Origin of the sequence: Mesorhizobium sp. (genome assembly GCF_005063415.1) — a bacterium.
Taxonomy (GTDB): domain Bacteria; phylum Pseudomonadota; class Alphaproteobacteria; order Rhizobiales; family Rhizobiaceae; genus Mesorhizobium.
On the sequence record NZ_SUEG01000156.1, the window covers coordinates 1 to 12,013 of the forward strand.

The 12,013-nt window shown below is 62.1% G+C and carries 20 protein-coding genes; 4 read left to right on the plus strand and 16 right to left on the minus strand.

What is annotated here, in order from left to right; translation table 11 throughout:
- The 8 genes from E5W70_RS26990 to E5W70_RS27025 form a co-directional block, all read right to left on the minus strand.
- Positions 1-473 (minus strand): ABC transporter ATP-binding protein (locus E5W70_RS26990; RefSeq protein ID WP_292664209.1); only part of this gene is annotated, 473 nt, incomplete at its 3' end.
- A complete protein-coding gene (locus E5W70_RS26995) occupies positions 473-1,261 on the minus strand; it encodes an ABC transporter permease (protein WP_292664211.1) in 789 nt (262 codons plus the stop codon). The genes E5W70_RS26990 and E5W70_RS26995, both read right to left, overlap by 1 nt.
- Positions 1,261-2,130, minus strand: coding sequence for an ABC transporter permease (locus E5W70_RS27000; protein WP_292664213.1), 870 nt, complete (start codon positions 2,128-2,130; stop codon positions 1,261-1,263). Before E5W70_RS27000 ends, E5W70_RS26995 begins: the two co-directional genes overlap by 1 nt.
- 66 nt (positions 2,131-2,196) lie before the next feature.
- Positions 2,197-3,258 carry an ABC transporter substrate-binding protein gene (locus E5W70_RS27005; RefSeq protein WP_292664215.1) on the minus strand — a complete coding sequence of 354 codons (1,062 nt, stop codon included), beginning with the start codon at positions 3,256-3,258 and terminating at the stop codon, positions 2,197-2,199.
- Positions 3,259-3,297: 39 nt separating this feature from the next.
- Complete coding sequence (locus E5W70_RS27010; protein ID WP_292664218.1) at positions 3,298-4,284, minus strand: PfkB family carbohydrate kinase; 987 nt, start codon at positions 4,282-4,284, stop codon at positions 3,298-3,300.
- Positions 4,281-5,336 (minus strand): ADP-ribosylglycohydrolase family protein, encoded by a 1,056-nt coding sequence (locus E5W70_RS27015; RefSeq protein WP_292664220.1) that lies wholly within the window; start codon positions 5,334-5,336, stop codon positions 4,281-4,283. The genes E5W70_RS27010 and E5W70_RS27015 overlap by 4 nt, the downstream gene beginning before the upstream one ends.
- 3 nt (positions 5,337-5,339) lie before the next feature.
- Positions 5,340-6,065, minus strand: coding sequence for a GntR family transcriptional regulator (locus tag E5W70_RS27020; protein ID WP_366509752.1), 726 nt, complete (start codon positions 6,063-6,065; stop codon positions 5,340-5,342).
- Positions 6,066-6,232: 167 nt separating this feature from the next.
- A complete protein-coding gene (locus E5W70_RS27025; RefSeq protein ID WP_292664224.1) occupies positions 6,233-6,487 on the minus strand; it encodes a hypothetical protein in 255 nt (84 codons plus the stop codon).
- Positions 6,488-6,761: 274 nt separating this feature from the next.
- Here E5W70_RS27025 and E5W70_RS27030 point away from each other — a divergent pair, with 274 nt between their 5' ends.
- Positions 6,762-7,094 (plus strand): hypothetical protein, encoded by a 333-nt coding sequence (locus E5W70_RS27030; RefSeq protein ID WP_292664226.1) that lies wholly within the window; start codon positions 6,762-6,764, stop codon positions 7,092-7,094.
- 141 nt (positions 7,095-7,235) lie between these two features.
- Here E5W70_RS27030 and E5W70_RS27035 read toward each other — a convergent pair whose 3' ends face one another.
- Together E5W70_RS27035 and E5W70_RS27040 are read right to left on the minus strand one after the other, a co-directional pair.
- The gene (locus E5W70_RS27035) at positions 7,236-7,886 is read right to left on the minus strand and encodes a hypothetical protein (RefSeq protein WP_292664228.1); all 651 of its coding nucleotides are present in this window, start codon (positions 7,884-7,886) and stop codon (positions 7,236-7,238) included.
- Positions 7,887-8,181: 295 nt separating this feature from the next.
- On the minus strand, positions 8,182-8,340 hold the full coding sequence (locus tag E5W70_RS27040) for a hypothetical protein (RefSeq protein WP_292664230.1): 159 nt from the start codon (positions 8,338-8,340) through the stop codon (positions 8,182-8,184).
- Here E5W70_RS27040 and E5W70_RS27045 point away from each other — a divergent pair.
- Entirely contained in the window at positions 8,339-8,638 is a 300-nt protein-coding gene (locus tag E5W70_RS27045) for a hypothetical protein (RefSeq protein ID WP_292664232.1), read from the plus strand. The genes E5W70_RS27040 and E5W70_RS27045 overlap by 2 nt on opposite strands.
- A 160-nt stretch (positions 8,639-8,798) precedes the next feature.
- Here E5W70_RS27045 and E5W70_RS27050 read toward each other — a convergent pair whose 3' ends face one another.
- The 4 genes from E5W70_RS27050 to E5W70_RS27065 form a co-directional block, all read right to left on the minus strand.
- Entirely contained in the window at positions 8,799-9,029 is a 231-nt protein-coding gene (locus tag E5W70_RS27050) for a DUF2934 domain-containing protein (protein ID WP_292664234.1), read from the minus strand.
- 86 nt (positions 9,030-9,115) lie between these two features.
- Positions 9,116-9,322 (minus strand): hypothetical protein, encoded by a 207-nt coding sequence (locus E5W70_RS27055; RefSeq protein WP_292664236.1) that lies wholly within the window; start codon positions 9,320-9,322, stop codon positions 9,116-9,118.
- A gap of 124 nt (positions 9,323-9,446) precedes the next feature.
- Positions 9,447-9,752: a DUF1236 domain-containing protein gene (locus E5W70_RS27060; protein ID WP_292664238.1), complete on the minus strand. Its 306-nt coding sequence runs from the start codon at positions 9,750-9,752 to the stop codon at positions 9,447-9,449.
- 375 nt (positions 9,753-10,127) lie between these two features.
- The gene (locus E5W70_RS27065; RefSeq protein ID WP_292664240.1) at positions 10,128-10,424 is read right to left on the minus strand and encodes a hypothetical protein; all 297 of its coding nucleotides are present in this window, start codon (positions 10,422-10,424) and stop codon (positions 10,128-10,130) included.
- 177 nt (positions 10,425-10,601) lie between these two features.
- On the opposite strand from E5W70_RS27065, the gene E5W70_RS27070 reads away from it, so the two are divergent.
- A complete protein-coding gene (locus E5W70_RS27070) occupies positions 10,602-10,877 on the plus strand; it encodes a hypothetical protein (protein WP_292664242.1) in 276 nt (91 codons plus the stop codon).
- Positions 10,878-10,891: 14 nt separating this feature from the next.
- Here the strand turns inward: E5W70_RS27070 and E5W70_RS27075 are convergent, their stop codons facing one another.
- Both E5W70_RS27075 and E5W70_RS27080 read right to left on the minus strand, forming a co-directional pair.
- A complete protein-coding gene (locus E5W70_RS27075; protein ID WP_292664244.1) occupies positions 10,892-11,191 on the minus strand; it encodes a hypothetical protein in 300 nt (99 codons plus the stop codon).
- A 249-nt stretch (positions 11,192-11,440) separates the two neighbouring features.
- Positions 11,441-11,839, minus strand: a complete 399-nt coding sequence (locus tag E5W70_RS27080; protein ID WP_292664246.1) for a hypothetical protein — start codon at positions 11,837-11,839, stop codon at positions 11,441-11,443.
- Between E5W70_RS27080 and E5W70_RS27085 the strand changes: the two genes are divergently transcribed.
- A partial coding sequence (locus E5W70_RS27085) for a hypothetical protein (RefSeq protein ID WP_292664248.1) occupies positions 11,832-12,013 on the plus strand: 182 nt, incomplete at its 3' end. The two genes, E5W70_RS27080 and E5W70_RS27085, sit on opposite strands and share 8 nt — an antisense overlap.

A 12,013-nucleotide genomic window follows, 5' to 3' on the forward strand; every position in this document is an offset into this window, starting at 1 on the left:
TCGAGCAACAGCACGCGCGGCCGGATGACGATCGCGCGAGCGAGCGCCACCCGTTGGCGCTGGCCGCCGGACAGCTGGTGCGGCCGGCGGCCGCCGAGCCTGCTGAGCTGCACCAGGTCAAGTGCGCGCTGCACCTCGCTGGCAATCACCGCCTTGGGCTCGCCGCGCACTGACAAGCCGAAGGCGACATTGTCGGAGACGCTCATATTGGGAAACAGCGCGTAGTTCTGGAACACCATGCCGATGCGCCGCTTCTCCACCGGTACCCGCTCAACACTTTCGCCGCCTATGGAGATGCGACCAGAGTCGGGGAAGTCGAAGCCTGCGATCTGGCGCAGCAGCGTGGTCTTGCCGCTGCCGGAGGGACCGAGCAGGGCGTAGAAGCCGCAGTCGGGGAAATCGATCGAGACATCGTCCAGCGCCTTGTGCGCGCCAAAACTGCGCGACACATTCGATACCTGCACGCCCGCCATTATTTCTCTCCGCCGAATTTGAAGAAGCGCGCCGTCAGCAGCATCAGCGCCATCGACACGACAATGATGATCGTCGAGACAGCATTGATCTCGGGCGTGAAACCCTTGCGGATCGCGGCGTAGATTTCGACCGGCAGCGTCGTTTGGCCAGGCGTCGACAGAAAGTAGGAGACGACGAACTGGTCGAAGGACACGGCGAAGGCGAACAGCCCGCCGGCAATGACGCCCGGCATGATCCACGGCAGCGTGACGCGGTTCGTCACCTGCCATTGATTGGCGCCGAGCGAGCGCGCCGCTTCTTCCAACTCGGGCGCGAAGGTCTGCAGTCGCGCCGACACCACGACGATGACATAGGGCAGCGCAAGCGCGACATGGCCAAGCAGGATGGCGAACAGGCCGCGCCCAATGCCGACGCCGAAGAAGAAGATCAACATCGCCGTGCCGGTGATCAGCCACGGAATGGCGATTGGCGGAAACAGCAGCACCTGCAGGAATTTCTTGCCGCGAAACTCATAGCGGTAGAGCGCCAGTGACGCCGCCGAACCAAGCAAGACGCAGATGATGGTGGTGATGACTGCGATTTCGACGCTGTTCCAGGTGGCTGAGATAAGCTGGTCGTTCTGCCACAACGAGGCGTACCATTCCGTCGTCCATTCGAACGGCAGCTGGTAGAAGGGCGAAACGTTGAAAGACATCAGCGCCATGATGATGATGGGCACATAGAGGAAGGCGAGCAACAGCCAGACGTACAGGCGGCCGAGCCATTCGAGGACTCGTGTTGTCGCCATCACGTAGCCCTACGCAGCACCGGCGAGGCAACCGCCAGGATGACGAGCACGACGGCCAACAGGATGAAGGAGAGCGCAGCACCCAGCGGCCAGTTGAACACGGCGACGAACTGGTCCTCGATGACAGTGCCGTAAAAGGTGCCGGTACGGCCGCCGAGGATTCGCGGTTCCATGAACGAGCCAACGACCGGCACGAAGATGAGTGCTGCGCCCGCCACTAGGCCCGGCATCGACAGGGGAATGATGACCCGCTTCAGCACCTGCAGCCTCGAGGCGCCGAGCGAGCGCCCGGCCTCGATCAGCGAGTCGTCGATGGCCTGCAGGGTCAGATAGCAGGTCAGCACCATGTAAGGCACGTAGGAGTGCACCAGCCCGATGATGACGGCCGGATAGGAATACATGAGATCAATGTTGATCTTGAACGGCAGCACGGCGTTGAGCGCGGTGTCGAGAATGCCCCCTTCACGCAGCACCATCGCCCAGGAGAAGATGCGCACCAGCCCGTTCGACCAGAACGGCAGGATGACAAGCAGGAAAATCGCCTCGCGGCTTCGCCCTTTCAGCACCTTGGCCAGCACATAAGCGGCGGGATAACCGATGAAGATGCACCACAGCGTCACCTCGAGGCCGAGGCGCAGCGAGGCCACAAGCAATGTCAGGTAAAGGCTTTGTGAAAAGAAGGCGGCATAGTTTTCGAGCGTGAATGCCCACGGCTTCCCCGACAGCGGCAGGTCGGTCATGAAGGAGAAGAACACCATGGCTGAGAGCGGCAGGAAAATTGCAACCGTCAGCCAGAGATAGGCAGGCGCCAGCAGCGGCAGGGCCGAGCTCGGCTCGCTGCGCGAGGCGGCTGCAACCTGTACTGCCATGACAATCTCCTCCCAGGACGGGAAGGATCAGCCGACACGATGGTCGGCTGATCGCGGCTTTTGCTGTTACTTCACGTCGACCTTGAGCTGCTGCCAGAGCGACAGATAGGCTTCGCGCTGGGCGTCTGTGATCGGCGCCTGGAACTGGATGCGCTTGGCGACTGCCGGGTCACCCATCACCTTGCGATTGAACGCATCCCCGGGAAGTGCTTCCACAGCCTTGGTGTTTGCGGATACGGGGGCTCCGACCTTGGTGACCCATTCGACATAGAACTTCGGGTCGATCATGTAGTTGATGAAGGCCTCGGCGCCGGCGACATTCTTGGATCCGACCGGAATGGAGAAGGCGTCGAGCCAGGCGACGGCCCCCTCCTGCGGGATCACGAGCGCGACCGGCAGCTTGAAATGGGTCTTGGCGCGGTCGGCCGAGCCGCTCCAATAGGTGCCGATGTCGATCTGGTTAGAGGCAGCCATCTGGTTCCAGTCGTTCTCCGAGCTCCAGAACGTCTTGATCTGCGGCATCAGCGAGGTGAGCTTCGCCTTGACCGCCTCCATATCCTTGATGTCGTTGATGTTCTGGCCGGTGGCAATGGCGCCGAACTGCACCGCTTCGACGGCATCATCACGGATGGTGACGCGGCCCTTGTGAGCGGGATCCCACATTTCGGCGATGCTCGTCGGCGGCTTGTCGAAGGATTTTTCATTGATGGCGAGCGCCGTCAGCCCCCAAACCCATGGCACGCCATAAACCTTCCCGTCGTGGACGAGCATTGGCGACCCGGCCTTGTCCTTGCTGATATCGGCGTAGTTCGGCAGCTTGGATGTGTCGATCGGCTGGATCAGCTTTTCCGCCATCGCCTGGTCGTTGAAGGCGGCGTTGATCATAACGACGTCATAAAGGCCGGGATTGGTCCTGAGCTTCGTCAGCATCTCCTGTTCGGAATTGAAAAAGTCGTTGACGACCTTGTTTCCGGTCGCCTTCTCAAAGGCTTCGATGGCCCACGGCTCGTCGGCGCCGTAGCCCTTCCAGTTGAGTACGTGCACCTCGTCGGCCTTGGCGGCAAATGCGAGTGCGGAGGTGAAGACGGCGGCCGCCGTCAGCAGGGCAGTCAAGTCGGGCATGCGCATGTTCGTTCCTCTCTGTGTTTGCCCGCTTCCCGGGCTTTGTCAGGCTGTCGGGCGTTTGGCCTCTTGCTTCCGGCCATGGAGGCTGATCGGCGGACCGCCGGCATGGCTTAGGAATGTCCGGATGTCGCAGTCGGTCGGCGCTGATGAACCACCGTAGCGGGTGACGGAAATGGCCGCCGCCGCATTGGCGTAGCGCGCTGCCTCAAAAGGCGGCATGCCGCGCGCCAGCGCGCTGACGAAGGCGCCGATATGGGTATCCCCGGCGCCGTTGGTGTCGATGGCATCGACCTGGAAGCCGGCAATCGTTTTCGCCGAGCCATCGGCCAGCCGCACGTGGCAGCCTTTCGCCCCGGCGCGAATGACGACGCCGACGGCCTTCGGGGAGTGGTCTCTTAGAAGCCGTGACGCGAGTGTCTCGACACCGCCCGGACCGGCAATCGCGGTCGCTTCCGTCGCGTTGCAGCTCAACCAGGTGGTGCGGGCGAGTATCCGCGACAGGATATGGCGAGGAATGTCGGTGATGACAGGTGTTGGGTCGAGGACAAGCGGTGTGTCGGCCGGAAGTGCCTCGATCCAGTCAACAATCGCGTCTCGGCTTCCCGGGTAGCTAAGCGTATAGCCGGAGATGAACACCCAATCCCCCGGTGCGACCGAGACGGGCGCCATCATGTCAAGGCTGAGCAAACTCTCTGCACCAGGCCACGAGACGAAGGTGCGCTCGGCATCGCTCGAGATCATGGCGACGCAATTGCCACTGTCCAGAACCGGCGATGCCGGCGTCAGTGTCTCGATCCCCTCCGTGGCTAAGGCCGCGCGCAGGAAGTCGCCATTGGGTCCGCTGCCGAGCTGGCCGCCGAACACCACCTTCATGCCGGTGCGGCTGGCCGCGACCATCATGTTGAAGCCGCCGCCGGCGACTTGTGCAAAGCTCGATGCGGTCTTCTCCGTGCCCGGTGCCGGCAAGGCATCGATGCGGTAGACATAGTCGACTACCGCGCTGCCGATGTGGACGAGACGCCCGCTCATGCTGCCGCATCCTTGCCGCTACTGGTCTTGTCCACACGGGCCCTAGACGTCCGCGCCGCAACAAGGTCGGCGGCGAGCGCGCTAACCTCCGTCATGTCGATACCCTTGAGGTCTGCAATGCGGTTCTGAGGCAATCGGGAAAGGCCGGTGCAGGCACCGGCCATGCCGGCCGCGATGGCGCCGATCGTGTCGGTGTCGCCACCGAGATTGGCGCTGATGACTGCCGCCTGCCAGGGATCGCCACGGGCGACTTCCAGCACCGCGAATGCGGCCGGAACGGATTCCTGACTGGCGACACCGGTGCCGACCAGATCGGTGATCAGCCGGATCGCGTCGTTCGTCGCCTTGCCGCGTACGAGCTCCTGCGCCCACCCAATACGCGCGGCGATGTCACCGCCGGTCACCCAATTGCCGAGCGTCGCTCCTCGTCGCGCTGCCGCGATGGCGCTGTCGGAAGCGGCGCGCCAGTCGCCGCCAACGACGCCGCGACTGACGGCGGCAGCAACCGCTGCGGCTGAAGCGATCGCGATAGAGGTGTTGTGCGTCGCCCGGCAGGTCTCGGCAACTTTGGCGACCAGCGCTTCCAGCGGCTCCGGCGGCATCATGATGCCGACTGGCGCGATGCGCATGGCCGCACCATTTGTGTCGCCACTGCGTCCCGCTTCCCCGGCCGCCACGCCACGGTTTATGGCGTCGATGGCGCGTTTGGTCGATGGTCCCAGCAGGTCGTAACTGCCGCGCGCCTTGACGTCGCGCTCCCAGTCGAGCAGCGCATTGACCCACCGCGCGTGGTCGAACCGGTTGCCGGATTCGACCAGGATACGACCAAGCAGAAGCGCCTGTTCGGTGTCGTCGGTGATCGTTCCGGCGGGGAGCCCCTTCGACACCGGATGGTCGGCGAAAGGAGCAATGAAGCCGTCGACGTGACCGTAGAGTTCGGCAATCCGGGCCGGCGACAAAAGCTGCGTCGGCATGCCCAATGCATCTCCCAGTGCCCCGCCGACAAGGGCTCCCATAGCCCGATCGGTCATCTTCCCGGTGTCATCCGGCATCACTCAGAACCTCATATGTAGCGCAAAATGCGCCGGGTTGAGCAGGCTGGTCACATATTCGATCGGCCGGTCATCGGCGGCGCGGGTCAACCGACGACCGCGCAGGAAAGGCGTGCCTTGCGGGCAGCCGAGGATTGCGGCGTCCTCTGGGTTGAGCATTTCGATGCCGACCCATTCCTCGCCATGGTCTGGAATGAGACCGGCGCCGCGCAGCGTCTGGTGGAGCGAGCCTTCGCGCAGGCCGCGCAACGGCACGTCCTCCAGTTCGGGTGACAATGGCAGGCGACTGCGCTCGATGGAGATAGCGTGGCCGTCGCTGGCATTGGAGCGGACCCGATCGACAGCGATGAAAAACGGGTTTTCTATACCAAGCAGTGCGGCAAGATCAGGGTCCTCGATCACCTCGAGCCGCAGCGTCCGCGTTTCGGCATTGGCGCCGGCGTTGGCGAGCGCCCGCGACCAACCGATTGAGTCATCAACTGGCTTGCCATCGAAGGTGACGAAAGAGCCGATGCCGACCTTGGTGGTGATCAGCCCGCGGCTGGACAGTTCCTCGAGGCCCTTGCGGACGGTGTTGCGGCTGACGGAGAAACGCTGGACGAGCTCGTTCTCGCTTTGCAGCCGGTCGCCGAAGCCCAGAACACCGGAGCGGATTTCGTGTTCGAGAACCGTGGCGATCTGTTCGGGCTTGCCCGTACCGGGAGACGATGGGACCACGCGGCGGACCATAGGCATACCTGTTCATTGCACCTGTATAGTCCTGTGCAATGTATCTGCAACGCCAGCTCTGTCAACCGACGGCGGAGGGCCACACAGATAGACCAAGCTGCTTGATGATACCCAGTGGCCGTGAAGGCCATACGAGGTGCGGCGGGCGAACGGGGTCGCTGGAGATGTCACTGTTCGCTGCTGGAAGACCCCTCGACTGCCCCGTCACCATCGGCAGAATGCGGCAGAATGCCGAAGTCGCGCGACTTGGTCCCATGCGCCGCCGTCAGGAAACCATCGGCTGTGAGACCTCGCCTCAAAAGCTCACGTACCGCGGCCGACCGGCTCGGCATGCGCTTGTCGAAGCGCCAGTTCTCCAACGCCGCCAGTTCATCGACGGTCAGCATGATCTGCAATCGTTCCGGGCGTTCCAGTTCGGACATCTCGGCCTCCAGTCATACCAGCCTAAAAGCAGCTGAGTTAGTATGTTCCTAATTTGTTGTAGAATTAGGTATGTGAACAGAGTACGTCAAGATCTTCAGATGCATGAGTCATGCAGAAGTCCGATGAAGCTGATCAAGCATCAAATGGGCAATCAACAAAATACTCTAACTATTTGACATAACACGATTTTTTAATGATTTTCGCTTGCCAATCGCGGACCCTGGGCGCATGGTATGGCACGAGGGACAAACCTCCCGAAGGGAAAGGTTTTCCATGCGCTACGGATTTTCGGTTCGCCTGCACGAAGACGTCAGTTCCCGGGTTCGAGCTACATTGCGGTCCGGGATTGCCATCAATCTGACTGCTGTCGCGGAAGCCGCGCGACTGCAGAACCTCGCCGAGAATGTTGCGCGCGAAGACATTGAATGGCTCGTCATGCAAGCCGCCCAACTCCAAGGCGCAGCTATCGAGTTCGACGGCTTCGCGGAAGCCGATCTGGCGGAGTTTGCATGCACTCAGCTGATGCAAAGCAGCCCCGTAGTGGGCGGGGATGCCGTGGAAGACAGAGCGGCCGCTCCGCCGGATCTTGGCCGTCAGACGCATTGAGGCGCAAGCTCTTTCGAGCCCCGCCATGCTCCGCCACATGCTCGGCAAAAAGCCCGCCGCAATGGCGGGCTTTGGACAGCTGGAGGTTTGGTGGACGAAGGCCTCTCGGCCCAGTCCGACATTTCATCCGATGTATTCGCCTTAGCGGCGAGCGATCAGCAGGCACAATTGGCGCAGATCGCTATCGTAAGTGCCTTCGCTGCTGAGCACGTCAACGCAGCGCTTCTTCATCCTGGCCAACTTGTCGCCCGACATGTCGGCAACGACCTGGGGCAAGCTGGGATTGTTGGGGTTGGTGGGATTGGACGGGCTGCCCGGGTTGGACGGATTGCTCGGATTGCTTCCACCACCGATCCCGACACCGGCGCCGACATTGATGCCACTGCCGACCCTGACCCCGGCGCCAGCGTTAACGCCGCTGCCGATACCTACCCCGGCGCCCGCCGCGATGCCACTGGAACCGCCGATCGTCGCGCCGGCACCGGCGTTGATGCCGCTTCTGCCCCCGACCGATGCGCCGGCGCCCGCGGCGATGCCTCTGGAACCGCCAATCGTTGCGCCGGCACCGGTGTTAATGCCGCCGCTGCCGCCAACCGTTGCGTCGGCACCGGCGTTGATGCCGCCGCGACCGCCAACCGTCGCGCCGAGGCGGGCTTTGATGCCGCCGTTGCCGCCGATGGACGTTCCAACACCAACGGCAATTCCGTTCGCGGCATTTACCGGCATCGAGAGCATGAAAAGCACTGCGCTGCCTGCCACCGCACCGGTGATTGTTTTGATCTTGATGGTCATAACATTCTCCTTGCTGTAGTTGCGCTGAGCAGCCTGCGAACTCGCCGGTTGCATTACGCCCTAAGTGCAAGGAAGAAGATCGGTTTCTTTGCCGATCCAATTACTTGCCTTATGGTAACTGTTGAAAGAACAGCCGCGTGAAATTTGTAGTGAAATTTTCCGAAAGTTTTACTTCGGGATGGCCTCTGCCGATTGAAGCGATGCGATTGTTAGTTGATGGGCGCCGGGATAGACGAACGTCGCGCAACGGTCGGCAGCCAAAATAAGGAGAATTCTTAATCTGCAAACAACAACATCAAACCAACCCACAGCAATATAAAAACGGGCAGAGAAGGTCCGCGCTGCGCGGGTTTGCTTCACCGTGTTGCGTCATTTTTGCCGGAACCTTTCCATCACTGGGGTTGTTTTCTCTGTAGTCGACAAACGATGACAACCGAATGATGGAGATCAGCATGCTTACGAAAATCCTGACAGCCTCAATACTTGCAGCCGGTCTGGCGACCGCCGCGATGGCCCAGAACGCCGGGTCGGACAACAATGCGCCTGGCAGCGAGAAGAGCATCGTCGTCCAGCCCAAACCGAACGGTATTGACCCTGGCACGACCAGCAGCACGATGGGTACGACGGGTACCATGACCTCCAATGCGGATGAAAACTGCCCTGCAACCCCGCAAGGAGCCCAACCCGACGCGTCCAACAAGCCTGCCGGGACGGTTTCACCGACTGTCAACGACAACAATTGCGGCAAGTAGTTAGCCGCACCATTCGGGCCTACCATCGCGGGTGGGCTTGCGGCGGCGGGACCGGTCAGGACTGGTTCTGCTGCCGATCACGGAACGACGTGCAGGAGCGCCAAGACGATGGGTCCAACCGAACCGCGAGATCCAGCAATGGAATCAAATCCGCTCGAGTTCACGCTTTGCGTGGTCGCGCCTTGGGTTTGGTTCCGTCCTTGGCGGCCGGCGCCGGCTTAGGCTGACGTGCTTTCGGCTTCGGCCGGCTGGCGGTCTCTTTCGTGGCGATTTCTGCGTCGATTTCGGCGGTAGCCTGATCCCAATGCTGCTGATGCGCCCCGTCGGGCCTGCCTGCCTGTTCCCAGATCGCGTGTGCTCGCTGGCGAATCCGTTCCTGCCTGTCCGTCACTGATGCCTCCGTCGGCTCGGTTCATGCGTAAGCAACTTTGTTCTAGCTGATATTTCGACCGGCGTCTTGAGCGGCAGGCAACAGCGTCATTGAACCTCTCTGTCACACAGGACGGCGACGCCCAGCAGCGCCGCCTTCTTGATGATCAGCCCTTCAAGGTCGGCGTCCGAGCGCTCGGTTCCGGTGCGTTCGCGCAACAGTGCAATCGCCGCCTTCATCGACAGCAGGCCATCCCCTCGTTCAGCAAGCAGTTTGTCGACGGCTGCGGCCACGTTGACCGGCTCGACATGCATGGGAATGGCTCCTTTCCTTGTTTCGAGACGACAGCGGCTCCATCCCGATCGCTCGGGATGGAGCTCTGATTTGGTTATTAGACCGTCACCTTTCCAAATCCGGTTCGCGGTTTGGGTACGCCGGTCAGTCGATGACGTGCACGATCCTGCGCGTGCCGGGGTCGACGAGCACGGTGCGACCGTCGACGACGACGTATCTGTACTGCACGTCGGGAACATCGATCGGTTGCAGCTCGACCGTATCGGGCAACGTGGAACCAATATTGAGCTCCACCCCCAGAAGACTGATCGACGCCAGCGGGTGCTTGTGGACGTATTCGCGGATGACCGTCTGCTGTTCGGGCGTGACAATCACCTGGTCCGCGGTGGCCACGCCGACGCCGGTGAGCAACACCAATCCCGCCGCGGCAGGAACAAGGTGGATTTTCATCGTCTACTCCTGTTGTTACGGGCCTCGCCTTTACGGTTGCGACGCGGCATTCCGGTCGAAGCGGCGAACCCTCTAGGAAACGCCCACGCCACCTTGTTGTTCCGTAAGTGGCGGCTAATCGAATGGCGGTGAAGTGCGATGCGGTGCGGCGAATGGACTGCGGATGAGCTGCGGTGGCCCGCGTCGCAAGACGCGGGCCGATCGGTCTCCCGATCAGCAGCGATACCGGAGGGGGTGATATCGACTGCGTCTAAAACAACATTTAGGACAAGCTAATGTTCCTAGGGGACTGCAACAAACTGCCGGCTCGAACGGCGCGGCGTTACCGCCCCGTCGCAGCGCCATGGACAGCCCCTGTGGCAGCAAATGAAGCGGCTACTGCTTGGGCGGCTGTGGCGGCACCTCGCCGGGCTCGATCACCGGGGTCTTGCCCTCATTCGGCGGTGGCGCCGCCATGCCCTGATCGCCCGTTGGCGGCGGCTTCAGCACCCCACCGCATGGCTCGAGCGTATCGGACAAATTGTTGCCGGCCGGCTTCTGCTGCTGGCTGTTCTTGTCCGGCGGCTCGATCTTGCAGCGGTCGGATTGCGCCTGTTCGCCCGGCTGCGCGGCCGCCGGCACCGCCAGCACCAGCGCGCCTAGCATATATGGCAAGAAAATGAGCGGTCTCATGTCGAGCTCCTTTCGCGCCAGTATCTTCTGACTTGTGAAGCCAGGCAGGCGCGATTGGTTCCGTCGTGCGGCAATGCGCCGGGACTGCCGTGGCCCCGGGAACGGGAACCGGCCGCCAGACTTATGAGTTGAACCACTGAGCCAATTCAGGGCCGCTGACATTATGGAGAACCGGCGATGGAACCGCGCAGGAAAGATCGAACCGACGACGAGACGGAGAGCCCGACGATCCAGCAGCAGGACTGGGATGCCATCCGGAGCGGGAGAATCCTCCCTGACGGCGTGCCGCAAAACGGCGACATCCGTTACGACGTCGAGAAAGACGGGGAACTGCCGGAGGAGGACGACGACAACGCTTACCAGGAAAGCGACGAGGCCTTGCCGGACGATACCGATGAACGCGTCATTTCGCGCGACCTTGCAAGCGAGGGTGGTTCTTTCGACGAGGAATGAGCCGCCGCCTGCTTTCAATTCGGGAGGTCGAAGACCGGCTCCTGGCAGCGATAGACCAGACACTGACCGTCACGCGTCTTGATATACGCGGCGCGCGGCACCTGCGGCCAGTCGCATTCATTGCCGAATTGGCGGACGTAACGGTCGTAGGTGTTCTGGCCGGTGGTGAGCACCACCGAGCGATGCCTCTGGATCAGAAGCTGTGTCTGTTCGCATGTCATCGCGCGGCTGTCCGGCCGGGCGTCGGCCGTCGCGGCAAACAGAAGCGCCCCGACTGTCAGGACTGCCGCTTGTGTCAGGACTCTGGCAAGCATGACACCATCTCCCGTGAAGCCTAACGCGCATCTTGGTCTGGCAGGCGCCGGATCGAGCCGCCCTCGCGCAGAGAAAAGATCGTACAGACTGCCAGGGAAAATGCAAAAGCCCGCCGCACCTTTCGGCGCGGCGGGCTCCAACTGAACGTCACTATTTCGTCGGGCGGCTTACTCCTCCTTCACCGGCCCGAACCGGCGCACGATCATTTCGAAGACGATGTCCGAAAAGGCCGATAGGCGGCAAGCTGGTTAGTGCGGCGCCTCCGGTCCAGCTCCGCCAGCAGGCTGAGGTATTCCTTCCTTGCCGCCCGGCTGTGCGAGGCCTTTTGCGAGGCCCGGTCTTTCGAGAAACGGCCGGAGGACGGCTTCGAGGCCGCGGATGCGCTGCCTGATTTCGTCATCGCTCAATGCATCCAGATTGTTGATGTTGATACTTAGATCCTTGGGCAGCACCGACAGCACGAGCTTCAGATACTGGTCGGGCTTTTCGGCGCGCACCTCGGCGATGACGCCGGCGCCATGGGCGCGAAAATCGGCGCGGATTGCCTCGAGAAAGCCGTCGGCCAGCGTCTTCTTCGCCCGCTTGGTTCGCTTGCCGGGTGCCTGATCGTGCGGCTGCGGATCGCCGGCGGAAGGAGCCTTGGCCATGCCCTACTCCGCCGTCCCGGCGGAGATCGCCGGCTTCTTGTTGGCTGGCCGCACGATGCGCCTGCGCGGCTTCGCCTTCTTGCCGGCGCACGCCGACTTCGGCTTCCGCAACTGGCTTGCCGGTTTCGCATCAGCCGTCGTGCCGGGCCTCATCGCACCGGCGTCGGGCAAGGC

Coding starts and splice junctions, on each gene's coding strand:
- E5W70_RS26995 (WP_292664211.1), bottom strand. CDS start 1,261: ATGGCGACAACACGAGTCCTCGAATGGCTCGGCCGCCTGTACGTCTGG.
- E5W70_RS27000 (WP_292664213.1), bottom strand. CDS start 2,130: ATGGCAGTACAGGTTGCAGCCGCCTCGCGCAGCGAGCCGAGCTCGGCC.
- E5W70_RS27005 (WP_292664215.1), bottom strand. CDS start 3,258: ATGCGCATGCCCGACTTGACTGCCCTGCTGACGGCGGCCGCCGTCTTC.
- E5W70_RS27010 (WP_292664218.1), bottom strand. CDS start 4,284: ATGAGCGGGCGTCTCGTCCACATCGGCAGCGCGGTAGTCGACTATGTC.
- E5W70_RS27015 (WP_292664220.1), bottom strand. CDS start 5,336: ATGCCGGATGACACCGGGAAGATGACCGATCGGGCTATGGGAGCCCTT.
- E5W70_RS27020 (WP_366509752.1), bottom strand. CDS start 6,065: ATGGTCCGCCGCGTGGTCCCATCGTCTCCCGGTACGGGCAAGCCCGAA.
- E5W70_RS27025 (WP_292664224.1), bottom strand. CDS start 6,487: ATGTCCGAACTGGAACGCCCGGAACGATTGCAGATCATGCTGACCGTC.
- E5W70_RS27030 (WP_292664226.1), top strand. CDS start 6,762: ATGCGCTACGGATTTTCGGTTCGCCTGCACGAAGACGTCAGTTCCCGG.
- E5W70_RS27035 (WP_292664228.1), bottom strand. CDS start 7,886: ATGACCATCAAGATCAAAACAATCACCGGTGCGGTGGCAGGCAGCGCA.
- E5W70_RS27045 (WP_292664232.1), top strand. CDS start 8,339: ATGCTTACGAAAATCCTGACAGCCTCAATACTTGCAGCCGGTCTGGCG.
- E5W70_RS27040 (WP_292664230.1), bottom strand. CDS start 8,340: ATGCTGATCTCCATCATTCGGTTGTCATCGTTTGTCGACTACAGAGAA.
- E5W70_RS27055 (WP_292664236.1), bottom strand. CDS start 9,322: ATGCATGTCGAGCCGGTCAACGTGGCCGCAGCCGTCGACAAACTGCTT.
- E5W70_RS27060 (WP_292664238.1), bottom strand. CDS start 9,752: ATGAAAATCCACCTTGTTCCTGCCGCGGCGGGATTGGTGTTGCTCACC.
- E5W70_RS27065 (WP_292664240.1), bottom strand. CDS start 10,424: ATGAGACCGCTCATTTTCTTGCCATATATGCTAGGCGCGCTGGTGCTG.
- E5W70_RS27070 (WP_292664242.1), top strand. CDS start 10,602: ATGGAACCGCGCAGGAAAGATCGAACCGACGACGAGACGGAGAGCCCG.
- E5W70_RS27075 (WP_292664244.1), bottom strand. CDS start 11,191: ATGCTTGCCAGAGTCCTGACACAAGCGGCAGTCCTGACAGTCGGGGCG.
- E5W70_RS27080 (WP_292664246.1), bottom strand. CDS start 11,839: ATGGCCAAGGCTCCTTCCGCCGGCGATCCGCAGCCGCACGATCAGGCA.